This is a genomic window from Kitasatospora sp. NPDC048298 (genome assembly GCF_043201465.1).
In the GTDB taxonomy this organism is placed as follows: domain Bacteria; phylum Actinomycetota; class Actinomycetes; order Streptomycetales; family Streptomycetaceae; genus Kitasatospora.
The window spans coordinates 40,125-61,327 of record NZ_JBICYZ010000022.1 but is presented as its reverse complement, the minus strand read 5'-3'; the positions used below and the strand labels follow the sequence as shown (position 1 = coordinate 61,327).

At 73.3% G+C, this 21,203-nt stretch carries 28 protein-coding genes; 13 read left to right on the top strand and 15 right to left on the bottom strand.

From position 1 onward, the window contains the following. Positions 1 to 4: 4 nt before the first annotated feature. Entirely contained in the window at positions 5 to 1,645 is a 1,641-nt protein-coding gene (gene pgm, locus ACGF0D_RS18335) for a phosphoglucomutase (alpha-D-glucose-1,6-bisphosphate-dependent) (protein ID WP_392917344.1), read from the bottom strand. A gap of 309 nt (positions 1,646 to 1,954) precedes the next feature. Next, complete coding sequence (locus tag ACGF0D_RS18330) at positions 1,955 to 2,254, bottom strand: YciI family protein (protein ID WP_392917342.1); 300 nt, start codon at positions 2,252 to 2,254, stop codon at positions 1,955 to 1,957. Positions 2,255 to 2,517: 263 nt separating this feature from the next. Here ACGF0D_RS18330 and ACGF0D_RS18325 point away from each other — a divergent pair, with 263 nt between their 5' ends. Then, the gene (locus tag ACGF0D_RS18325; protein WP_392917339.1) at positions 2,518 to 2,859 is read left to right on the top strand and encodes a hypothetical protein; all 342 of its coding nucleotides are present in this window, start codon (positions 2,518 to 2,520) and stop codon (positions 2,857 to 2,859) included. A 68-nt stretch (positions 2,860 to 2,927) separates the two neighbouring features. Then, entirely contained in the window at positions 2,928 to 4,439 is a 1,512-nt protein-coding gene (locus tag ACGF0D_RS18320; protein WP_392917338.1) for an FAD-binding protein, read from the top strand. Positions 4,440 to 4,566: 127 nt separating this feature from the next. Here ACGF0D_RS18320 and ACGF0D_RS18315 read toward each other — a convergent pair whose 3' ends face one another. From ACGF0D_RS18315 to ACGF0D_RS18300, 4 genes are all read right to left on the bottom strand, one after another. After that, the gene (locus ACGF0D_RS18315; protein ID WP_392917335.1) at positions 4,567 to 6,024 is read right to left on the bottom strand and encodes a hypothetical protein; all 1,458 of its coding nucleotides are present in this window, start codon (positions 6,022 to 6,024) and stop codon (positions 4,567 to 4,569) included. Positions 6,025 to 6,169: 145 nt separating this feature from the next. Then, on the bottom strand, positions 6,170 to 7,669 hold the full coding sequence (locus tag ACGF0D_RS18310) for a hypothetical protein (protein ID WP_392917333.1): 1,500 nt from the start codon (positions 7,667 to 7,669) through the stop codon (positions 6,170 to 6,172). Positions 7,670 to 7,773: 104 nt separating this feature from the next. Further along, positions 7,774 to 8,694, bottom strand: coding sequence for a hypothetical protein (locus ACGF0D_RS18305; RefSeq protein ID WP_392917332.1), 921 nt, complete (start codon positions 8,692 to 8,694; stop codon positions 7,774 to 7,776). A gap of 230 nt (positions 8,695 to 8,924) precedes the next feature. Then, positions 8,925 to 9,050: a hypothetical protein gene (locus ACGF0D_RS18300; protein WP_392917330.1), complete on the bottom strand. Its 126-nt coding sequence runs from the start codon at positions 9,048 to 9,050 to the stop codon at positions 8,925 to 8,927. A 306-nt stretch (positions 9,051 to 9,356) separates the two neighbouring features. On the opposite strand from ACGF0D_RS18300, the gene ACGF0D_RS18295 reads away from it, so the two are divergent. Then, entirely contained in the window at positions 9,357 to 10,085 is a 729-nt protein-coding gene (locus ACGF0D_RS18295; protein WP_392917327.1) for an SDR family oxidoreductase, read from the top strand. A 102-nt stretch (positions 10,086 to 10,187) separates the two neighbouring features. Here ACGF0D_RS18295 and ACGF0D_RS18290 read toward each other — a convergent pair whose 3' ends face one another. Further along, a complete protein-coding gene (locus ACGF0D_RS18290; RefSeq protein ID WP_392917325.1) occupies positions 10,188 to 10,499 on the bottom strand; it encodes a hypothetical protein in 312 nt (103 codons plus the stop codon). A 267-nt stretch (positions 10,500 to 10,766) separates the two neighbouring features. Here ACGF0D_RS18290 and ACGF0D_RS18285 point away from each other — a divergent pair, with 267 nt between their 5' ends. Further along, positions 10,767 to 11,237, top strand: a complete 471-nt coding sequence (locus ACGF0D_RS18285) for a hypothetical protein (protein WP_392917322.1) — start codon at positions 10,767 to 10,769, stop codon at positions 11,235 to 11,237. 19 nt (positions 11,238 to 11,256) lie between these two features. Here the strand turns inward: ACGF0D_RS18285 and ACGF0D_RS18280 are convergent, their stop codons facing one another. From ACGF0D_RS18280 to ACGF0D_RS18255, 6 genes are all read right to left on the bottom strand, one after another. Further along, on the bottom strand, positions 11,257 to 12,150 hold the full coding sequence (locus tag ACGF0D_RS18280; protein ID WP_392917319.1) for an ABC transporter permease: 894 nt from the start codon (positions 12,148 to 12,150) through the stop codon (positions 11,257 to 11,259). After that, positions 12,110 to 12,958, bottom strand: a complete 849-nt coding sequence (locus ACGF0D_RS18275; RefSeq protein WP_392917316.1) for an ATP-binding cassette domain-containing protein — start codon at positions 12,956 to 12,958, stop codon at positions 12,110 to 12,112. Before ACGF0D_RS18275 ends, ACGF0D_RS18280 begins: the two co-directional genes overlap by 41 nt. Further along, on the bottom strand, positions 12,955 to 13,524 hold the full coding sequence (locus ACGF0D_RS18270; protein ID WP_392917313.1) for a MarR family winged helix-turn-helix transcriptional regulator: 570 nt from the start codon (positions 13,522 to 13,524) through the stop codon (positions 12,955 to 12,957). Before ACGF0D_RS18270 ends, ACGF0D_RS18275 begins: the two co-directional genes overlap by 4 nt. Positions 13,525 to 13,595: 71 nt before the next feature. Continuing rightward, positions 13,596 to 14,063: an NUDIX domain-containing protein gene (locus tag ACGF0D_RS18265; RefSeq protein WP_392917310.1), complete on the bottom strand. Its 468-nt coding sequence runs from the start codon at positions 14,061 to 14,063 to the stop codon at positions 13,596 to 13,598. Positions 14,064 to 14,077: 14 nt separating this feature from the next. Continuing rightward, positions 14,078 to 14,335 (bottom strand): hypothetical protein, encoded by a 258-nt coding sequence (locus ACGF0D_RS18260; RefSeq protein ID WP_392917307.1) that lies wholly within the window; start codon positions 14,333 to 14,335, stop codon positions 14,078 to 14,080. After that, positions 14,335 to 14,535 carry a hypothetical protein gene (locus ACGF0D_RS18255; protein ID WP_392917304.1) on the bottom strand — a complete coding sequence of 67 codons (201 nt, stop codon included), beginning with the start codon at positions 14,533 to 14,535 and terminating at the stop codon, positions 14,335 to 14,337. The genes ACGF0D_RS18260 and ACGF0D_RS18255 overlap by 1 nt, the downstream gene beginning before the upstream one ends. 117 nt (positions 14,536 to 14,652) lie before the next feature. Between ACGF0D_RS18255 and ACGF0D_RS18250 the strand changes: the two genes are divergently transcribed. The 9 genes from ACGF0D_RS18250 to ACGF0D_RS18210 all read left to right on the top strand — a co-directional run bounded on the left by ACGF0D_RS18250 (position 14,653) and on the right by ACGF0D_RS18210 (position 19,379). Beyond that, the gene (locus ACGF0D_RS18250; RefSeq protein ID WP_392879104.1) at positions 14,653 to 15,492 is read left to right on the top strand and encodes a Scr1 family TA system antitoxin-like transcriptional regulator; all 840 of its coding nucleotides are present in this window, start codon (positions 14,653 to 14,655) and stop codon (positions 15,490 to 15,492) included. Continuing rightward, a complete protein-coding gene (locus tag ACGF0D_RS18245) occupies positions 15,482 to 15,688 on the top strand; it encodes a DUF397 domain-containing protein (protein WP_392879102.1) in 207 nt (68 codons plus the stop codon). Before ACGF0D_RS18250 ends, ACGF0D_RS18245 begins: the two co-directional genes overlap by 11 nt. A gap of 85 nt (positions 15,689 to 15,773) precedes the next feature. Further along, positions 15,774 to 16,370 (top strand): DUF5919 domain-containing protein, encoded by a 597-nt coding sequence (locus ACGF0D_RS18240; protein ID WP_392917302.1) that lies wholly within the window; start codon positions 15,774 to 15,776, stop codon positions 16,368 to 16,370. Between the two features lie 53 nt (positions 16,371 to 16,423). Beyond that, positions 16,424 to 16,621 carry a DUF397 domain-containing protein gene (locus tag ACGF0D_RS18235; protein WP_392917299.1) on the top strand — a complete coding sequence of 66 codons (198 nt, stop codon included), beginning with the start codon at positions 16,424 to 16,426 and terminating at the stop codon, positions 16,619 to 16,621. 81 nt (positions 16,622 to 16,702) lie between these two features. Next, complete coding sequence (locus ACGF0D_RS18230) at positions 16,703 to 16,906, top strand: DUF397 domain-containing protein (protein ID WP_392917296.1); 204 nt, start codon at positions 16,703 to 16,705, stop codon at positions 16,904 to 16,906. A gap of 159 nt (positions 16,907 to 17,065) precedes the next feature. Further along, on the top strand, positions 17,066 to 18,319 hold the full coding sequence (locus tag ACGF0D_RS18225; protein ID WP_392917293.1) for an IS256 family transposase: 1,254 nt from the start codon (positions 17,066 to 17,068) through the stop codon (positions 18,317 to 18,319). A gap of 13 nt (positions 18,320 to 18,332) precedes the next feature. Then, positions 18,333 to 18,659, top strand: a complete 327-nt coding sequence (locus tag ACGF0D_RS18220; RefSeq protein ID WP_392917292.1) for a hypothetical protein — start codon at positions 18,333 to 18,335, stop codon at positions 18,657 to 18,659. 158 nt (positions 18,660 to 18,817) lie between these two features. Then, positions 18,818 to 19,015, top strand: coding sequence for a DUF397 domain-containing protein (locus tag ACGF0D_RS18215; protein WP_392917289.1), 198 nt, complete (start codon positions 18,818 to 18,820; stop codon positions 19,013 to 19,015). A 100-nt stretch (positions 19,016 to 19,115) separates the two neighbouring features. Further along, on the top strand, positions 19,116 to 19,379 hold the full coding sequence (locus ACGF0D_RS18210) for a DUF397 domain-containing protein (RefSeq protein WP_392917286.1): 264 nt from the start codon (positions 19,116 to 19,118) through the stop codon (positions 19,377 to 19,379). A gap of 75 nt (positions 19,380 to 19,454) precedes the next feature. Here ACGF0D_RS18210 and ACGF0D_RS18205 read toward each other — a convergent pair whose 3' ends face one another. Together ACGF0D_RS18205 and ACGF0D_RS18200 are read right to left on the bottom strand one after the other, a co-directional pair. Continuing rightward, positions 19,455 to 19,811, bottom strand: coding sequence for a hypothetical protein (locus ACGF0D_RS18205; protein WP_392917283.1), 357 nt, complete (start codon positions 19,809 to 19,811; stop codon positions 19,455 to 19,457). A 32-nt stretch (positions 19,812 to 19,843) separates the two neighbouring features. After that, entirely contained in the window at positions 19,844 to 20,764 is a 921-nt protein-coding gene (locus ACGF0D_RS18200; RefSeq protein WP_392917280.1) for a hypothetical protein, read from the bottom strand. Positions 20,765 to 21,203 lie beyond the last annotated feature (439 nt).

Sequence of the window (21,203 nt, the reverse complement as noted above, 5' to 3'; positions counted from 1 at the left end):
GGGGTCAGCCGCGCAGGACCTCGCCGACCAGGGCGCGGGCCTCGTCCTGGACGCGGGCGAGGTGTTCGTCGCCGTGGAAGGACTCGGCGTAGATCTTGTAGACGTCCTCGGTGCCGGAGGGACGGGCGGCGAACCAGGCGTTCTCGGTGCAGACCTTGATGCCGCCGATGAGGGCGCCGTTGCCGGGGGCCTTGGCGAGGACGGCGGTGATCTTCTCCCCGGCGATCTCGCCGGCGCCGACCCGTTCGGGGGACAGTCGGGCCAGGCGGGCCTTCTGCTCGCGGTCGGCGGGGGCGTCGACGCGGGCGTAGGAGGGGGCGCCGTGGCGCTCGGTCAGCTCGCGGTAGTGGGCGCTGGGGGTGGCGCCGGTGACGGCGGTGATCTCGGAGGCGAGCAGGGCGAGCAGGATGCCGTCCTTGTCGGTGGTCCACACCCCGCCGTCGCGGCGCAGGAAGGAGGCGCCGGCGCTCTCCTCGCCGCCGAAGCCGATCGAGCCCTCGAGGAGGCCGTCGACGAACCACTTGAAGCCGACCGGGACCTCGACCAGGGGGCGGTGGAGGTCGGCGGCGACGCGGTCGAGCATCGAGGAGGAGACGAGGGTCTTGCCGACGCCCGCGTCGCCGGGCCAGTCGGTGCGGTGGCGGTAGAGGTAGTCGACGGCGACGGCCAGGTAGTGGTTGGGGTTCATCAGGCCGCCGTCGGGGGTGACGATGCCGTGCCGGTCGGCGTCGGCGTCGTTGCCGGTGGCGATGGCGTACTCGTCCCTGCGGCCGATGAGGGAGGCCATCGCGGCCGGGGAGGAGCAGTCCATGCGGATCTTCCCGTCCCGGTCCAGCGTCATGAACCGCCAGGTCGGGTCGGTCACCGGGTTGACGACGGTCAGGTCCAGGCGGTGGGTGTCGGCGATGCGCGCCCAGTAGGCCACCGAGGCGCCGCCCAGCGGGTCGGCGCCGATGCGCAGGCCCGCGTCGCGCACCGCGTCCAGGTCCAGGACGGAGGGCAGGTCCTCGACGTAGGCGGTGAGGTAGTCGTGGCGCCCGGTGGTGGCGGCGGCCAGCGCCCGCGCGTAGGGGACCTTCTTGACGCCGCGCATGCCCTCGCGGATCAGTTCGTTGGCGCGGTCCTGGATCCAGCCGGTGGCCTGGGAGCCGGCCGGGCCGCCGCTGGGCGGGTTGTACTTGAAGCCGCCGTCGCGCGGCGGGTTGTGCGAGGGGGTGACCACGATGCCGTCGGCCAGTGCCCGGGGGCTGCGCCGGTTGTGGGCGAGGATGGCGTGCGAGACCGCCGGGGTGGGGGTGTAGCCGTCGGCGGCGTCGATCAGCACCTGCACGCCGTTGGCGGCCAGCACCTCCAGGGCGGTGACCTTGGCGGGCTCGGACAGGGCGTGGGTGTCGGCGCCGAGGAACAGCGGGCCCGCGACGCCCTGTTCGGCCCGGTACTCGCAGATCGCCTGCGTGGTCGCGGCGATGTGGTCCTGGTTGAAGGCCGCGTCCAGCGAGGAGCCGCGGTGCCCCGAGGTCCCGAACGACACCCGCTGCCCGGGCTCCTGCGGGTCCGGGTTCAGCGCGTAGTACGCCGTCACCAGCCTTGCCACGTCCACCAGGTCGCCTGGCTGCGCCGGCTGCCCGGCCCGTGCGTGTGCCATCCGTCTTCTCCCGCCGAAAGTCGGTACTCGCGATACGTCGTCGCTCCGCGCTCACCGATCGTAGCCAGAACGCGACCGTGCCCCGAACCGCGCGAGCGGCCCGGGACACCGCTCACGGGCGGGGACGGACGGCCTCGGACAGCCTTGAGGCGGCCTTCAGGCGGGCTTGAGGCAGGCGCCGGAACGGGCTTGGGACAAGCGGCCGAAGCGGGCTTGAGGCAGGCGGCCGGAACGGGCTTGAGGCAGGCGGCCGGAACGGGCTTGAGGCAGGCGCCGGGCCGGGCTCGATGCAGGCCGCCGGAAGGGGCGTCAGGCGGGCAGCTGCTGGCGGTGGGCCGCCAACTCCTCGGCGGTGGTGGTGGCGAGGAACTCCGTCACCCGGTACTCGGTCAACCCGGCCCGCACGAACGGGTCGGTGGCCACCAGCGCCTCGACGAAGGCCCGGTCCTCGCCCACCGCGATGATCACCCCGCCGTCGCGCGGCACCTTGCGCCCGGAGGCGAGGAAGGTGCCCGCCGCGTAGTGCTCCCGCAGCCACTGCACGTGCTGCGGCAGCACGGCCTCGACCGACTCCAGGTCGGCGGTGTACGTCAGCTCCAGTACGAACATGGGGCCCAGGCTAGGGCCTGCCCGCGCGGCGCCCGCCGGGAGGGTGCCGACCCCCATCCTGCCAGCTCGCGCAAGGGCCGCGGTAGGACCCAGCACACCCCGTTTTCGCCTTGCCGCGCGGGGGCGCGCGCCCGCAGACTCGTGGCTCATCCCCCCTTGCGCCCACCGCGCCGCCGCCCCTTGCGGGCGTCCGGCGCGCACGGCGTGCTGCCCGCGCACGGGCGCAGGGGGGCCGGAGGAACGACGAAAGAGGGGGACGGGCGATGCGCGTGCACGAGGACCTGGTGACGAGGGCGCGGGTGCGGCTGCTGCTGAGCGACGAGTGGATCCTGAGCGGCGAGGACGCGCTGTGGGTGTACCGGACGCTGTTCGCGGTCAGCCCGCGCGTGTACGCCCACAAGCTCGTCCACACGCTGCTGGGCGCCGGCCGCTCACCGCTGGTCGCCGACCTCCCCGCGGCGCGGCTGGCCCTGCTGGAGGAGGCCGCGGCCGCGACCGCGTGGATGGACAACGACCGCGACCCGTACGCGCCGATGGTCGTGGACGCCGTGTTCCACGGCCTCGCCGCGCTGAGGGAGCAGCAGAACATCTGTGCAGGGCAGTAGGTGATCACCCGGAGGGTGCGGTACAAACGACAATCCTTTATTTGACGACTGATCGGAGAAGACCTGATATGAGCAGCTCAGGGCTGTCGCGCCGCGCCCTCCTCGCCTCCGCCGGCGCCGGGGCCGTCACCGCCGTCATCGGCTGGAACACCGCCACCGCCGCGTGGGCCACCGAAGCCGACGACGGAGCCGTACCCGACATCGCCCGACTGCCCGCCCTGGACGGCACGGTGACCCTGCAGGGCCAGGGCCTGGAACGCTTCTCCGGCGACTTCGGGCACCTGGTCACCGCCGCGCCCCGGGCGGTGCTGCGCCCCGGTTCGGTGCGCGACGTGCAGCAGTTGGTCGCCTTCGCCCGCCGCCACCGCATCCCGGTGGCCGTCAACGGGCAGAGCGGGGACCTCGCGCAGCTGGGCGAGGAGGGGCTGGAGTCGCACTCCAGCTTCGGCCAGGCCAACCCGCGCGGCGGCGTGGCCATCGACGCCCGCGGCCTGTCCAAGGTCGTGTCGGTGAGCGCGGGGCGTGCCGTGGTGGAGGCCGGGGCGACGTGGGCGCAGGTGACCGAGGCGGGCCTGGCGGCGGGCTGGGTGCCGCCGGTGCTCACCGACTACCTGCACCTGTCGGTGGGCGGCACGCTGAGCGTGGGCGGCATCGGCGGCGGTGTGCAGCGCTACGGCATGCAGGTCGACAACGTGCTGGAGCTGGACGTGGTGACCGGCACCGGCGAGCTGGTGACGGCCTCCCCCACCCGCAACCGGGAGCTGTTCGAGGCGGTGCTGGCCGGCGGCGGCCAGGTCGGCGTGATCGTGCGCGTCACCCTCGCCCTGGTGAAGGTGCGCGAGCGCGCCCACGTGTTCTCGCTGTACTACGACGACCTGGACGCCTACCTCGCGGACCAGGAGAAGGTGCTGGCCCGGCGGCGTTTCGACTTCCAGGTCGGTGACGTGGTGCGCAGCGCGGACGGTTCGCGTTGGCGTTACAAGGCGGAGCTGGTGGCGTTCGCGGACGCCGGGCAGCAGGTGGACCGGGCGGCGCTGCTGGCGGGGCTCGTCCCGGTGGAGACGGAGGTGGTGGAGCAGAGCTGGCGGGAGTACGCGTACCGGGTGGACGGCTTCTCCGGGTACCTGCGGGCGGCGGGGTTCTGGGCGCTGCCCAAGCCGTGGCTGAGCGTGTTCCTGCCGGCGGCGTCGGCGCGGGCGTTCATGGCGCGGGCCGCGGAGGTGCTGACGGCGGCGGACCTGGGGGCGGGGCTGCTGCTGTTCTACCCGTACCTGCGCTCGAAGGTGCGGGCGCCGCTGGCGGTGCTGCCGGGGCAGGAGGAGGTGGGCTGGCACTTCGACCTGCTGGCGTTCCCGGGGCCGGGGGCGGACACGGCGGCGATGCTGGAGCGCAACCGGCTGCTGTACGACCTGGCGGTGGAGCTGGGCGGCAAGCGGTACCTGATCGGGGCGGTGCCGGGGATGACGCGGGCGGACTGGCAGCGTCACTACGGGGGGCTGTGGGATCGGGTGGTGGCGGCCAAGCGGCGCTGGGACCCGGCGGGGATCCTGACGCCGGGGCAGGGCATCCACGCGTCCTGACGCGCCGGCGGGCCGGCGGCCGCTTGGCCGCCGGTGCCGGTGCCGGTGCCGGTGCCGGTGCCCGGTTGTGTGGGCGCCCCTCTTCCTCGGGAGGGGAAGAGGGGCGCCGGCTTCGCTGTGGTGGTGGTCAGCGGGTGGTGGAGGCGGTGAGGGCGGTGGCGCCTTCGAGGCCGCCGGGCACGTCCTGCCAACCGCCGTTCCACCGGCCGGTGGTGTAGTCGGCGTCCATCGTGTACACCCGCCCGGTGGAGCCGAGGGCGTAGACGTGCATGGTGTTTCCGGTGACGGTGCTGGCGAGGGCCGTGAGGCCGGAGCCGCCCATCGGCACCCACGTACCGGACCAGCCGGCCCCGCCGTACTCCCCGTCCGTGGCGTGCAGGGCGCCGTCCGAGCCGACGATGCTCAGGTGTACCCAGTTCCCGGTGGTGGAGGCGGTGAGGGCGGTGGCGCCTTCGGCGCCGCCGGGGACGTCCTGCCAGCCGGTGCTCCACTGACCGGTGCCGTAGTCGGCGTCCATCGTGTAGACGCGCCCGGTGGAGCCCAGAGCGAAGACGTGCATGGTGTCCCCGGTGGCCGCGCTGGCGAGGGCGGTGAGGCCGGAGCCGCCCAGGGGTGCCCAGGAGCCGGACCAGCCGGGGCCCGCGTAGTCGCCGTCGGTGGCGTGAAGGGCGCCGTCCGAGCCGACGATGTTCAGGTGGATTCGGTTGCCGATGGTGGTGGCGCTCAGGGCGGTGGCGCCTTCGGCGCCGCCGGGCACCTCCTGCCAACCGCTGCTCCACTGGCCGGTGTTGTAGTCGGCGTCCATCGTGTACACCCGCCCGGTGGAGCCGAGGGCGAAGACGTGCATGGTGTCGCCGGTGACGGCGCTGGTGAGCGCCTTGAGGCCGGAGCCGCCCAGCGGCGCCCACGTGCCGGACCAGCCGGGCCCGGCGTAGTCGGCGTCGGTGGCGCGCAGCGCGCCGTTCGCGTCGACGGCGCTGACGTGGACCCTGGAGGCCGGGGCGGGTGCGGGGGCGGGCGTCATCGCGGCGACGATGAGCTGGGCGTCGGCGGCCTGGGGCTGGTAGGCGCCGGGGAACGCGGAGACCTGGACCTTCTGGCAGACGACGCCCACCGGCTGGGTCTTCCAGCCGCCGTTGGGGTAGGCGCGGAGCATCGCGTCGAGGAAGGCGTTGGTGGAGTAGGCCGGGTCGAGGCGCTCCTCGAAACTGCCCCACCAGGTCTGCTGCTGGAAGAGGCCGACGCTGGTGTGGTCCAGGACGTTCGGGTTGTTGCGCAGTTCGGACTCGACGATGGCGGTGGTGACGGCGATGACGGCGGCCTGGTCGGGCAGGCCGCGGGCCCGGGTCGTGGCGACGATGGCGCGGGCGCAGGAGGCGCGGTAGGCGGTCATGGCGTGGGCGAGTTTGCCGGTGAGCACCGTGTTGAGGCTCGCGGCGGCGGCCGTGTCGGCGTTGGTGACGGTGCCGCAGGAGCGGTCGGGCTGGAGCGCGGCGTGGGCGGGGGTGGCGGTGAGGGCCAGGGGCGCCAGGAGGACGGCTGCGGCGAGGACGGTGGGCAGGAGCGTGCGGAGCGGCTTGGTCACGGGGTGCGGCTCTTCCTGGGTCCGGGAGCTGGGGGCGGGGCCGGGTGGCGGGTGGGCGCGCGGCTGGGGGGGCGTGTCCGGTGAGCGACGACCGGACACGCCCCGGCGCGGTGGTGGTCAGCGGGCGGTGGTCAGCGGGCGGTGGTCAGCGGGTGGTGGAGGCGGTGATGGCCCTGGCGCCGGAGATGTCGCCGGGCACGTCCTGCCAGGCGGTGCTCCACTGGCCGGTGTTGTAGTCGGCGTCCATCGTGAAGACGCGCCCGGTGGAGCCGAGGGCGTAGACGTGCATGGTGTTGCCGGTCACCGTGCTGGCGAGCGCGGTGAGGCCGGAGCCGCCCAGCGGCGCCCAGGAGCCGGACCAGCCGGGCCCGGCGTAGTCGCCGTCGGTGCTGCGCAGGCCCCCGTCCGCGTCCACGATGCTCAGGTGGACGCGGTTGCCGGTGGCGGCGGCGGTGAGGGCGGTGGCGCCGGAGATGTTGCCGGGGATCTCCTGCCAAGTCCCGCTCCACTGGCCGGTGTTGTAGTCCGCGTCCATCGTGTACACCCGCCCGGTGGAGCCGAGGGCGTAGACGTGCATGGTGTTGCCGGTGACCGCGCTGGTGAGCGCCTTGAGGCCGGAGCCGCCCAGCGGCGCCCAGGAGCCGGACCAGCCGGCCCCGCCGTACTCGCCGTCCGTGCTGCGCAGGCCCCCGTCCGCGTCCACGATGCTCAGGTGGACGCGGTTGCCGGTGGCGGCGGCGGTGAGGGCGGTGGCGCCGGAGATGTTGCCGGGGATCTCCTGCCAAGTCCCGCTCCACTGGCCGGTGTTGTAGTCCGCGTCCATCGTGTACACCCGCCCGGTGGAGCCGAGGGCGTAGACGTGCATGGTGTTGCCGGTGACCGCGCTGGTGAGCGCCTTGAGGCCGGAGCCGCCCAGCGGCGCCCAGGAGCCGGACCAGCCAGGGCCCGCGTAGTCGCCGTCGGTGCTGCGCAGGGCGCCGTCCGCGTCTGCGACGCTGACGTGGACCGTCGACGGCGAGGAGGGCGTGGGGTTGGGCGCGACGTCGTCGGTGATGTTCTTGTACCGGTAGGCGGTGTAGCTGCTCATCGCGTGGGTGGAGAGCGTGGAGCCGTAGATGTTGCCGTCGGTGTTGTAGTTCGTCGGCCGGCTGCGGCTGCTCTCCTGGTAGTAGTTGAAGGTGCCCGCGGCCTTGTCGCGCCAGCCGGCGAATATGACGACGTGTTCGCTGCTGTTGAGGACGTCGCCGGGGCGCAGGTCGAGCTTGCTGATCGCGGTCGAGTACGAGGGGATGCCGTACGTGGTGGGGCTGCTCGTCAGTTCCCAGGCCATGGAGACGAGGCCGGAGCAGTCCTGGCGGTAGCGGCCGCCGGTCTGGCTGTCGGACCACCAGCTGTAGGGCGCCTGGAGGCCGTTGGTGCTGTACGGGACGTGCTGGTCGACCCAGGCCTGGGCGCGGGCCAGGACCTGGCTGCGGGTGACCGTGCCGCCGGGGGCCGCGTTGTTGCCGAGCGTGCCGGTCGAGGTCGCGGTGTAGGAGGTGCCCTGGACGGAGTCGGCCTGGGCCGGGGCGGTGGCCAGGACCACGGAGGCCAGGCAGGCGCCGGCGAGGATGCCGGCCAGGCGTGACGTCTTGGTGATGCGCATGGGTCGTCCTTCGGTGAGGAGCTGAGTGAACGGGCGGTGCGAAGCGGGTTCGGAGCGGGTTCGAAACGGGTTCGGAGCTGGTTCCGTGCGGGTTCGGAGCGGGTTCAGTGCGCGGAGTCGGCGGCGGGGAGCGCGGCGAGGGCGTCGAGGACGGCGCGGTCGGTGCCGGTGTCGTGGGCCGGGCCGGGGCGTTCCTGCAGTTCGTCGAATCCGAAGAGGGTGAGGACGGCGCCCTGGTGGAGGGCGTAGAGGTGGTTGGTCTGCCGCTGGTCGGCGGACATGCCGCCGGTGCCGGTCCAGGTCCTGGACCACGACGCCCTGGCGTCCGCGGCGGCGGTGCGGGTGACGGTCGCGTCCTGGGGCGCCGCGTGGTCGGCCTGCAGGCGGCGGGAGGCCTCCTGGCAGGCTTCCATGCCGGTGGACAGCCGGTCGAAGGCGGCGCGGGCGGCCTCGGGGGTGGCGAAGGCGAACAGCTGCTGCCCGGCCGGGTTGCGGGCCGCGCTGAGGTAGCCCTGCTGCTGCCAGGTGGTGGCGCCGGTGACGCTCGCGCACTCGTTGAGGGTGACCGTCCGCCCCCGCACGTCCTGGCTGCTCAACGGACCGTCGGGTGTCCAGCCGAACGCCGGGGCGATGGGCAGGGCGGCCAGCGCGGCCGGCTGGACGGCGGCGCTCAGCGGGGCCCCGGCCGCGGACGTGGGTGCGGCGGGTGCTGGTGCGGCGGGTGCTGGTGCGGCGGGTGCTGGTGCGGCGGGCGCCGGTGTTCCGGTGGTCGCGGTGTCCGCCGGTGTCCCGGTGGTGGCGCTCGCCGTGTCCGCGGACGGTGTCGACGCGGCGCTCGGGCCGGCGGCCGGGGTGGCGCCCCTGGTGGCAACTCGGTTGCCGTCGGCCGGAGTTGACGCTCCCACTGCTCCTGCGGCGGGCGTTCCGGTACCGGTCGCGGCGGCGCAGCCGGTCAGGACGGCGGTGCACAGGGCCAGCGCGGCGGACACCGCGGTGAGGGTCGGTCGTCGGGTGCGTGCGGGCATGGCGGATCCCTGGTCGAGGAGGTCGGTGAAAGGCGAGGGGAGGTGAGGGCGGGTCGGCGCTGTCGTCCGGCCGCCCGTCCGGCCGGGCGCATCGGATCGGCGCCGGCGGCGCGCCCGGGGGCCGGTGCGGCGTTCGTTCGGGGCGGTGGTGCGAAGGGGGGCGGTGGTGCGAAGGGGGGCGGTGGTGCGAAGGGGGCGGGCCGGGTGGCCGTCCAGGGTCGGGCGGGGGCTCAGTCCCAGCCGATGACCGTCGAGGAGGAGCCCGTGTCGGCGCGGACCGCGGTCCCGGCCGCGGCGTGCGGGAGGGCGGGGCCGGTGGCGGTGGTGGCGGTGGTGGTCGGGACGGCGCGGAGCATGGTGGTTCCCCCGGAGAAGCGTTTCGGTGGTGCGGGCCGCCGGCGCGGACCCGCCCGGATCGCGGGGGGAGTCGTCCTCGCCCCCGTTCCTGTGGTCACCATCCTGTGGGCCCGGGGCGGCGGGTGGAATGGCTTCGGGTTGTCACCAACGGGACTGTCAGCTTGGTGTCAGCCCGGTGTCCCGGCGGCGCGTCCCCGGCGCGTCCCCGGCGTGGTCGGGGCCGTGCCGGTGTCCGGCGGCAATGCCGCGCCCGCCCGGTGCCGCTGTGCCATATTGCGGACATGGTCACGACGAAAGGGCAGGTCATGAAGTTCGCAGTCATCGGCGGCACCGGGCTGATCGGGTCGCAGGTCGTCAGGAACCTGAACGCCGCGGGTCACGAGACGGTGGCGCACTCGAAGTCCACCGGGGTCGACGTCATCAGCGGCCGGGGGCTGGACGAGGCGGTGGCCGGGGCCGACGTCGTCGTCAACCTGACGAACTCCCCGACCTTCGACGAGGCCTCCCCCGCCTTCTTCCGGACCTCGATGGACAACCTGCTGGCCGCCGCCGAGCGCGCCGGCGTCGGCCACGTCGTGATCCTGTCGATCGTCGGCACCGACCGGGTGCCGCAGCTGGACTACTACCGCGCCAAGGCGCTCCAGGAGGAGATCCTCGCGGCCGGGCCGCTGCCCTACTCGATCGTCCGGGCGACGCAGTTCATGGACTTCGTCGACGCCATCCTGTCCTGGACCGCGGAGGGCGACACCGTCCGGCTGCCCGCCACGCCGATCCAGCCGATCGCCTCCAAGGACGTCGCCGAAGCGGTGGCGCTGGTCGCGGCGGGCACCCCGCTGAACGGCATCCGCAACATCGCCGGCCCGGAGGTCTTCCCCCTGGACGAGCTGGGCCGGATCACCCTGGCCGCCAAGGGCGACCACCGCACCGTCGTCACCGACCCCACCGCCGGCATGTTCGCCGCCGTCCCGGGCGACGTCCTCACCGACCGGAACGCCCGGCTCGCCCCCACCCGCTACGCGGACTGGCTCTCCTGACCCGCCCCGCACCGACCCACGGGACCCCGGCGAGGAGCCCGGAGGGGCCGGGCGCCCGGGAGGGGCCTGGCGCCCGGGGAGGGGCCTGGCGCCCGGGGGGGGTCAGAGCGCGGACAGGCGCAGCCTGAACGGCGGCCCGGCCGTGCGCGGTGTCCAGCCGTTCGCCCGCGCGCGGCGGATGCCGGCGGCGACCTCCCGCGGCATGACCACCTGTGCCGGTACCGCGGCCGGGGTGCGGGCGGTGGGCCGGCCGGTGTCCACGACGAGTGTGGTCGCGGGGTGTCGAGCGTCCTGCACGGCGTAGCCGAGGGTGGCGCCCTCGTAGTCGCAGCACCAGTGCCGGCGGCTGACGCGCCAGCGGTACTCGGCGCCGTCGACGACGATGCGCCGGGTTCCCTTCGTGGCCAGGGTCACTGTGCTGCCTTCCGGTCGGTCCGTGCCGCGTCGCCGCGTCCGTGTGCCGGTGGGCAGTCTCCTCGCCCGGCGGCCGGGTGTCACCGGGATCCGCCGGTGCGCTTCCTCTCGCCCGGCCGCGCGGCGGTGGCGGTCCGCGCGGTGGGCCGGGTGGGCCGGGCGCGAAAACCGGTGGGCCGGGCGCCCTCGAGGGCCCTACGGTGTGTCCGGCCATCGCGCGGGTGCCGCACGGCGGACAGGGCGGACAGGGCGGACAGGGGCGGCGGCGTGGGCTGGGACATGACGATCGAGCGGCCGGAAGGCGCCGGCGACCCGGAGTACCGGTTCAGCCTCTCCAGCATGGGTCCGGCGAAGCGGGCCATGGACCGTCTCGGGATGCTGTCGCACGGCCATGAGCCGTTGCCCTGGCCGAGGATCGAGGACTTCGGCCTGACGGCCGCCGACTTCGCCGCCGAGCGCGCCGGCGAGGTGTCGCCGGCCGTGCTCGCCTTCCGGGCCGCCTCCCGGGCGGTGAGCGACTGGCAGGCCGAGCGGCCCACCGGTATCCCGGACTACAAGATCGGCGGCACCAACGACGGCTGGCTGGTGACGCCCGCCGAGATCCGTGCCGCCCTGGCCGCCCTCGCGGCGCAGCCCGCCTCGGCCCGGGCCGGGACGTTCGCCCGGACGCCGCGCTGGGAGGGGTGGGTCGACTACCTCACCCGTGCGGCGGCCCACGGCGGGTTCCGGGTCGAGTGAGCGGCCGTGGGACGGGGTGTCAGCGGGCGAGGCGGCCGAGGAGGGCGGAGGCGGCGCCGATGCCCAGGAGGGTGGCGAGGGTGAGGACGGCGAAGTCCAGGGGCAGGTGGCTGGGGGTGCCGATGAGCAGGCCGCGCAGGGCGTCGACCTGGTAGCTGAGCGGGTTGGCCTTGCTGACGGCCTGGAGCCAGCCGGGCATCAGGGCGAGGGGGTAGAGGGCGTTGGAGGCGAAGAACAGTGGCATGGTGATGGCCTGGCCGATGCCCATCAGGCGGTCGCGGGTCAGGACGATGCCGGCGATGGCCATGGACAGGCAGGAGAAGAACGCCGAGCCGAGCAGGACGACGGCCACGACGCCGGCCAGCCGCAGCGGGTTCCAGGTCATGGCGACGCCGAGGGCGGCGGCGATCAGCACGACCACGGCGGCCTGCAGGACGGCCTTCACGCCGGCGGCGAAGGCCTTGCCGGTGACGAGGGCGGCGCGCGGGGTCGGGGTGACCAGGAGTTTGGTGAGGACGCCGGAGTCCCGCTCCCAGATGATCATGATGCCGTAGAAGATCGCGATGAACATCGCGGACTGGGCGATGATGCCGGGCGCGAGGAAGTCCAGGTAGGGGATGCCGCCGGTGGGGATCGCCTTGAGGCGGGTGAAGGTCTGGCCGAAGATCAGCAGCCACAGTGCCGGCTGGATCGCCCGGGTGTAGAGCTCGGTGCGGTCGTGGCGCAGCTTCTGCAGTTCGACGGCGCACATGGCGCCGACGCGGGCGGGTACCAGGCGCCAGCCGGTGCGGGCCCGTGGGGGCACCAGCAGCAGGGACAGATCCGGGCCCGGGTCGGCGGGTTCGGCGGACGCGGCCCGCGGTGCGGCGGGTTCAGCCGACGCGGCCCGCGGTGCGGCGGGTTCGGCGGACATCGGAGAAGTCTCCTTCGGTGGCGTCGGCCAGTTGGCGGCCGGCGAAGTGGCGGAAGACGTCGTCCAGGGTGGGGTTGTCGTGGGCGGGGTCGGTGTGGCGGACCCGGTCCTTGAGTTCGGCGGGGGTGCCGAGCGCGCGGATGCGGCCGCGGTCCATGAGGGCGATGCGGTCGCAGTGGCGGTCGGCCTCGTCCATGTAGTGGGTGGTGACCAGGACGGTCATGCCGGTGGCGGCGCGCACGGCGTCGACGCGTTCCCACACGCCGGTGCGGGCGATGGGGTCCAGGCCGATGGTGGGTTCGTCGAGGACGAGCAGGCGCGGGGCGCTGACCAGGGCCTGGGCGAGTTCGAGGCGGCGCACCATGCCGCCGGAGTAGGTGGCGGCCATCCGTTCGGCGGCGTCGGTGAGGTCGACGGCCGCCAGGGCCTGGTCGACGCGGCGGGCGCGTTCGGCGCGCGGGACGTCGAAGACGCGGGCGAACAGGGCGACGTTCTCGCGTCCGGTCAGGGCGGCGTCGGCGGACAACTGCTGGGGGACGTAGCCGAGCAGGCGCCGTACCTGCATGGGGTGGCGGGTGGCGTCGTGGCCGAAGACGCGGACCATGCCGGCGCCGACGGGCAGCAGGGTGGTGATCGCGCGGATGGTGGTGGTCTTGCCGGCGCCGTTGGGGCCGAGCAGGCCGAACACCTCGCCGGTGCGCACGGTCAGGTCGATGCCGTCGACGGCCCGGGTGGCCTTGCCGCGGCCGTGGCGGAAGACGTACGTCAGGCCCTGGCACACCACGGCGTCGGGGGCGTCGGTGCTCATCGCTCCCCCTGCCCTGGCGGGGTGCGCGGGGCGCCGGACGGCGTGCGCAGGACGGCCGGTGGGGTGCGCGGCGCGTCGGGTGGGATACGCGGGACGGCCGGTGGGGTGCGCAGGGCGTCGGCGACCTGCCGCAGGGCGGGCAGGGCGGCGGCCAGGGCCTCACGCTCGGCCGGCGGCAGGCCGGTGACGACGTCGCCGATGAGGGCGCGGCGGCGCCGGCGCCAGTCCTCGATCCGTTCGGCCGCCTCGGGGGTGGCGTGCAGGAGGGCGGCGCGGCGGTCGGCGGGGTCGCTCTCACGGCGCAGCAGGCCCTGGGCGACGAGCTGGTTGACGAGGGTGGACACGGAGTTGCCGGCCAGGCACAGCTCGTCGGCGGCTTCGCAGACGCGCAGTGCGGGGGTGTCGTGGACCAGGCGCAGCAGTTCGATCTGGGCGCCGCGCAGGCGGGGTTCGTGTGTGGTGCTCTGGCGCAGGCGGCGGCGGACCAGGCGCTGGATGCCGACGAGGAGGGTGGAGAACTCGTCGGCCAGCGCGACGTCGAGCGTTGCGGGCTCTGTCGCGGTCATGTGGCCATTTTATCTCTGAGTGGGAGGTATTGGTCGGGTGTGTGCGGGGGGGGTCTCAGGTGGGTGGGTTGTCAGGTGGCGCGCTGGCCGTGGACGAGGGCGGGCAGGGTGCGGTTGGCGAGGGCTTCGCTGGTGCGGGCGTACTGGGCGGGGGCCATGGTGTCGGGCAGTTGGCGTACGGGGACGAAGCGGGCGCCGAGCAGGCCGCTGTGGTGTCGGGGCGGGACGGTGAGGGGGGTGGTGTCGGGGACGGTGCCGCCGTCGAAGACGAGGTTGAGGCGCTGGAGGTAGCGGTCGGCGGGGGTGAAGTCGACGGCGAGGATGTCGCTCAGGCGCAGGTGGAGGCCGGTCTCGGCGTTCAGGTGGCGGGCGGCGGCCAGGTGCGGGGGCTCGTTGGGGCGGGCGGAGCCGCCCGGGAGGATCATGCCGTCCATGTAGTCGGGGTCGACGAGCAGGACGTCGCCGCGGGGGTTGCGGACGAGGACGAGGCAGCCGAGCCGGCAGACGGGGGGCTTGGCGAGCAGGCGGGGGTCTTGCATGGGGGTGGTCGCTTTCAGTCGTCGCGGTCGTGGTGGTCGTGGGTGAGGCGTTCGTAGCGCAGGCCCTTGCGCAGCAGGTCGACCAGGCGGACGAGGTCGAGGGGGCGGGCGGTGAGGCGCAGCAGGTAGCTGCACGTCAGGCGGCCGCCCTCCCAGTCGACTTCGAGGGTGGGGAGGCGGACGCCGCCGAGGTCGAGGACGGTGGTGAGGTCGTCCAGGACGTCGGCGGCCTGCCGGCGCTGCTCGGCGGTGGCGCGGGAGAGGGTGGACATCACCGCTCCCCCGGCCGCTTGTGGACCTCGAAGGCGCGCCAGGCGCTGTAGGCGTCGCCGAAGAAGACGAAGGCGGCGAGTTCGCCGGTGGCCTGGCGCAGCCACTCCCCGGTCTGCTCGTTGCGGACCCGGTAGCGCTGGGCGTCGGTGTCGAAGCGGACGCCGTAGCCGTGGAGGCGGGGGGCTTGGTCGTGGGGCATACGAATGGAACCCTCTGCGATCGGAGTTTCACGTTCTGTGTACATCGTGGCCCGGCAACCCCTAGCATCGGAAGCGCAAACAACTTGACTTCGAGGCTGCGTTAAGTCGGAGTACCCATGGTCAACATCAAGGAAATCGAGCCGTCGTCGAGCCCCTGGGCCCCTTTCGGCATCCAACTCCGCAACTCACGGCGGGCGAAGGGCCTCAAGCAGCACCAGCTCGCGCGCAAGTGCGGAGTCAGCGCGTCGTACGTCTCGTTCGTTGAACTTGCGCGTCGACCGCCGAGTGAAAAGTTTGCTACCAAGGCCGACGAAGTCCTGGAAACGGGCGGGACTTTGATGCTGATGTGGTGGCAGCACAAGCACACCGCGCTCGTGCCGGGTTTCCCGGAGTACGCCAACCACGAGAACCGCGCCTCAGAGGTCAGGCTGTTCTCGATCGACATCGTGTCCGGGCTGCTGCAAACCCGTGCCTACGCCGACGCCTGGGAAGCGGCGAACGTCAGGCGCGGCACTGCGACTCCCGAACAGGCCGAGGAACGGGTCAACTTCCTCATGACGCGCCAGCAACTCCTGGCCCGCACGCCGGCGCCGCTGCTTCATGCGGTTCTCGACGAAAGCTGCCTGCGCCGACCTGTCGGCGGGCCGAAGGTGATGATCGAACAGCTGCTGCACCTTGAACAGCTCGCCGCGTCTCCGAACATCCTGCTGCAGGTAGCCCCCTTCTCCCTGGGCGAGGACCGTCCGTTCACACTTCCCGTGATTCTCCTGACCATGCCCGACCGGAAGCTGCTCGGATACACGGAAACCGAGCTGCGCGGGTACCTTGATCGCGATATCAACGCTGTTCTTCCGCTTGCCAGGGGCTACGATCGGCTTCAGATCGAGGCGCTGAACCAGGCCGCGTCGGTGGAGAAGATGCGAGCGGTACGGAAGGACTATGAGGATGGATGTTGACCTGACCCACGCTGGCTGGCGAAAGAGCACCTACAGCGGCGGGTCGAACGGCTGCGTGGAGGTCGCCGACGGATTCAACGGTGTCATGCCCGTACGGGACTCCAAGGACCCCAGCGGCCCGGCCCTCCTCTTCCCCTCCGCCGCCTGGCAGTCCTTCGTCACCGCCGTCCGCACCGGCGAGTTCGACGCCGGCTGATCCCGACTGTGCGCCGCCGCCCCTGCCCGGGGCGGCGGCGCACAGCGGTCCCACCGCCGGTCCAGCGCGAGGGGTTGATGAGCAAGTGCCGTGGCCCGACGCCCTCCAGTCCGTCCTCAAGACCGGGCACGACCGTGAAGTCCTCGCCGTCCACCCGTACCGGTCGGCCTGCCCTCGATCGGTGTGGGCGCAGCTGTTCGCCGAGGCCCGCAGCGAGATCTTCCTCGCCGGGTACACCAACTACTTCGTCTGGCTGGAGCAGCCCGCCCTGCTCCGGACCCTGCGCCGCAAGGCCGAGAGCGGCTGCCGCGTCCGCTTCCTCCTCGGCGATCCCGACTCCGAAACGACACGCCGGCGGGAGCGGATCGAGGACGTGACCCTCACGGTGTCCACCCGCATCCGCATCACACTGGAGCACCTGGCCGAGCTCCCCGACACCGACGGTATCGAGGGCCGCTTCAGCTCCCCGGAGGACGGCCCGAACCACATCGGCCTGTCCGTCTCCCGTTTCGACGAACACGCCCTCGTCACCCCGCACTTGGCCCGTGCCATCGGCCACGACTCCCCGCTGATGCACCTGCGGCGCAGCGAGGAGAACGGCATGTTCGACCGTTTCGCCGAGCACATCGAGGAGCTCTGGTCCCGGGGCAGCGTCATCCGCACCGGCCCCACCCCCGCATAGGAAGTCGGCCCCGCCGACTTCCTGCTCCGCAGCTCGTTCAGGAGGCAACCGCCATGAACCGCAGCACCCCCACCGCCTGGCGCAAGAGCACCCACAGCGGGGGCGGCGGCCAGTGCGTCGAGGTGGACGACGCGCGCCCCGGCCGTGTGCGGGACAGCAAGGACCCCGACGGCCCCCGCCTCGACTTCTCCCCCTCCGCCTGGCAGGCCTTCGTCACCGCCGTCCGCACCGGCGAGTTCGACGCCCGATAGGCCTACTTGGCCCCCGGAGTGGGAAGTCGACCCCATCGACTTCCCACTCCACCCACACGTCCCGCCCCGGAGGAAACCCCCATGGACCCCGCCCTCATCACCACCTGGCGCAAGAGCACCCACAGCGGCAGCGGTGGCCAATGCGTCGAGGTCGCCGACAGCATCCCCGACCTCACGCCCGTCCGCGACTCCAAGGACCCCGACGGCCCCGTCCTCCTCTTCCCCGCCCCCGCCTGGCAGGCCTTCGTCACCGCCGTCCGCACCGGCGAACTCGGCACCACCTGACGGAACTTGCGCGTCGCTGCCCCGGCCCGGGGCGGCGGAGCAATGCTCGGAACCTGTGGATCGGTGCTGGAAGGGACGCGGAGGGCGTACCTTCCCGAATGATCCTGTGATGGTCACCGAGTAGGCCCGCGTTGCAGCGCGGGTCGGGAAGGCACGCCCGTGCTCAGCGTAGTGAATGCCGACGGTTCCACCGAGTCCGGCTCCCTGATCGACGAGATCGTCCGTGAAGGCGCCCGGCGGATGCTCGCCGCCGCTCTGGAGGCGGAAGTCAACCAGTACATAGCCGAGTTGGCCGCCGAGACCGACGAACGCGGCCGTCGCCTGGTGGTCCGCAACGGCCACCACCGGCCCCGGACCGTGGCCACCGCGGCCGGACCGGTCGAGGTCACCGCGCCGCGCGTGAACGACCGCCGCGTCGACGAGGCCACCGGCGAGCGCAGGCGGTTCTCCTCGAAAATCCTCGCGCCGTGGTGCCGCAAATCCCCGAAGGTCTCCGAGGTGCTGCCACTGCTCTACCTGCACGGCCTGTCCTCCGGCGACTTCGTGCCCGCGCTGGAGCAGTTCCTCGGCTCGACGGCCGGGCTGTCGCCGGCCACGGTGACCCGGCTGACGAAGCAGTGGGGCGAGGACCACGCCGGCTTCCAGGCCCGCGACCTGGCGGACCGCGACTTCGTCTACGTGTGGGCCGACGGCGTGCACCCGAAGATCCGGCTCGGCCAGGCGCACTCGTGCGTCCTGGTCCTGCTCGGCGTGCGCGTCGACGGCACCAAGGAGCTGATCGCGCTCGCGGAAGGGCTGCGGGAGTCGACAGAGTCGTGGGCCGACCTGTTGCGCGACTGCCGCCGCCGCGGCATGCGCGACCCCGAGCTGGTCGTCGGCGACGGCGCGATGGGCCTGTGGAGGGCCTTGGCCGAGGTGTTCCCCGCCGCGAGGCATCAAAGGTGCTGGGTCCACAAGGCCCGAAATGTCACGAACGCCCTGCCGAAGTCCGCGCAGCCGGGCGCGACGAAGGCGATGCAGGAGATCTACAACGCCGAGGACCGCGGCCACGCTGCGAAGGCCATCGAGGCGTTCGCCAAAACCTATGGCGCCAAGTGGCCCGAAGCCGTCGCGAAGATCACCGACGACGCCGACGAACTGCTGGCGTTCTACGACTTCCCGGCCGAGCACTGGATCCATCTGCGGACCACGAACCCGATCGAGTCCACCTTCTCGACGGTCAAGCTCCGCACCAAGGTCACTCGCGGCGCCGGCAGCCCCGCCGCCGCCCTCGCGATGGTGTTCAAGCTCGTCGAGTCCGCCCAGGCCCGCTGGCGGGCGATCACCGGGTCCCACCTGGTGGCGTTGGTCCGCGCCGGCGCTCGCTTCGAAAACGGCCAACTGGTCGAACGTGTCGAAGCCTTCGCGGCCTGAGGAGAATGCCACCATGACCGCCTTCGATACCTACGGCACGAGCGCCTACACGCCACGCGAGCTGTCCGACCTGCTGGCCAGCCGACTCGCGGCGACCTTCATCGAACGCGAGAGCTACTGGATCGGAAGCTACTTCCTCGCTACCCTCGCCGACACGACCAGCCTCAAGATCCAGCCGAACGCTATTCCCGGAGACGACGGCGAGGACGATCTCTACGAGGACGAGCACCCGGACATGACGGTCCTCCTCCTCGTCACGTCACCAGTCGACGCAGAGTCGCTGAACGCTGAGCTCGCGGCGGTCGAAGGACTCACCCGGCTCAGATCTTCTGCAAACTGAGGAACCACTGATCCACAGGTATTGACGATTGCTCGGGCGGCGACGCCGAAGACCCTTCCCACACCGCACAGCCAGGGCCCTCGTCCGAACACTCGACATGAGAAGTCGGCCCCGCCGACTTCCTGCTCCACCACCTACCCAGACCAGGAGGCACCGCCATGAACCGCACCACCCCCACCACCTGGCGCAAGAGCACCCACAGCGGACAGGGCGGCCAGTGCGTCGAGGTGGACGACGCGCGCCCCGGCCGCGTGCGGGACAGCAAGGACCCCGACGGCCCCCGCCTCGACTTCTCCCCCTCCGCCTGGCAGGCCTTCGTCACCGCCGTCCGCACCGGCGAACTCCGCACTGCCTGACGGCACTTGTGCGTCGCCGCCCCGGCCGGGGCGGCGACGCCGGAGAACCCTCCCCCGTACCGCACGGGCAGGACCCATCCTCCCCCTCCGAACACCCCGCATGAGAAGTCGACCCCGCCGACTTCCCGCTCCGCAGCCCGTCCAGGAGGGCAACCGCCATGAACCGCGGCACCCCCACCGCCTGGCGCACGAGCACCCACAGCGGGGGGGCGGCGGCCGGTGCCTGGAGGTCGCCGACGCCGTCCCCGGCCTCACGCCGGTGCGTGACTCCAAGGACCCCGACGGCCCCCACCTCGACTTCTCCCCTCCCGCCTGGCGGGCCTTCGTCACCGCCGTCCGCACCGGCGGACCCGGCGCCGCCTGACGGCACCTGCGCGTCGCCGCCCCGGGCCGGGGCGGCGACGCCGCACCCCCTCCCCCGGCGCCCCTCCGCTGCGGGCTACCGCGCGAGCTCTTGGCGGGCCGTGGCGAGGACCGCGGGGTCCAGGACGCCCGCGCCCTGGTCGAGGAGCCAGCGTTCCAGGGCCCGCCCGGGGTCCCGCAGGCGGCGCGGCGGCCCGTCCGCGGCGGACACGGTCACGGCCCCGCCGCCGACGGTGATCCCGGGGGCGGCGGCGTGCGGGCCGGCGAGGACGCGCAGGCCCCGGTAGCCGAGCCCGTCGTGCGGCGGCCCGCCCCCGGCCACCGGGGCCGGGGCCGGGGCCGGGGCCAGTGTGCCGATCCGGTGCGCCAGTTCGTCGGCCGCGGCGTCGTCCAGGGGGAAGCGAGGGTTGGGACGTCCGCTGTAGAGGTCCACCTCGACGACCGCCGAAGGGCCCGCGGGGCCGGTCAGTTGATCCTCTGCCGCTGGCTGAGACAGCCGTAGAAGTAGCCGCAGAAGATCGTGTAGGGCCCGCGGTCGGCGGTCTCCGGGTCGTAGATCACGTTCCCGCTGTTGTCGTAGTTGCGGGCCGCCGTCCCGCCCGGCTTGTGGCCCCAGAAGCCCTCCTTCTGCTTGCGGTACCAGTGGTAGTCGCCGCCGCCGGGGATGACGACCAGGGCGACCAGCGGGCGCGGCGCCTCGCTGTCGGGGAAGCAGTCGAACCGGTGGTGCATGCCGTCGCACAGCGCCGCGCGGGCCACTTCGTCACAGGTGATCTGGGTGTACATGTTGCCGCAGCCGCGGCCGGGCTGCGCGAAGGTGTTCGTGCGCCAGTTGCTGGCGTAGTTGTAGCAGTTGTTGTTGTACAGGGTGGTCGGGTCGTTGTTCCAGAACCCGGGGTTGAACGCCCCGACCTCGATCGTGCAGGTGACCGCCGGCTCCTCCTGCTGCCCGCCGCCGGCCGGGGCGACCCGGTCCTTCAGGGAGGTGCGGGCGCCGCTCGCCAGCTGTTCGAGCAGGAACTGGCGGAAGGACGCGTCGAGGGGCAGCGCGGGCCCGGCGTGCGTGGCGGGGCCCTGGCCCCAGTCCGCGACGGTGGCCAGCCGCTCGGCGACCTCGGCGCCGCGCCCGGCGGGCGCCTGCGGGCCCGCGGGCAGGTACAGGCGGGAGTCGACGTCGAAGTCGTGGGCGAGTTCGTCGTCGAAGGTCTCCAGCCAGAAGCCGCGCAGGCCCAGCGGGCCGGCGGGCGGTTCGGCGGAGCGCGGGTCGGTGAACAGTGTCCGGTCCCGCGTCAGCTCCCGCAGGGCGGTGCGGGCCTGTGCCGTGTCGGTGATGTCCGCGACGGGGTTAGGGCGGCCGGAGTAGACGTCCGCGGTGATTCTCAGCATGTGTCCGCTCTCCATGGACGAGGAGTGGCTGGGGTGGGGGGGGGTTCGGGCGCCGGCGGGCCGGTCCGCCACCGCAGGGGCCCGTCCCGACGCGGGGCCGGGACGACGGCGACGCCACGGCGTGCGCCACGGGGTGCGCCGCCCGGCCCGGTGCGGCCGTTTCTACACGCCCCCGCGGAGGCCGGAACCCCGCCGCGCGGCGGCGGCGACCGGATGTCGTCCCAGCGGTTCAACGCCACCCGCACGTCGCACACCTCAGCCCCGACACCCCCGGTACCCCCGGCACCCCCGGCGCAGCGGGCCAGGGCAAGCGGGCAGCGCGGGCGGCGCGGCGGGCAGGGGCAAGCGGGCAGCGCGGGCAACGCAGCGGGCAGGGGCAAGCGGCGGGCCGGGGCCGGTGGCAGGCCCGTCCGCGGGCCGGGGGGCGGGTTCGGCGCCG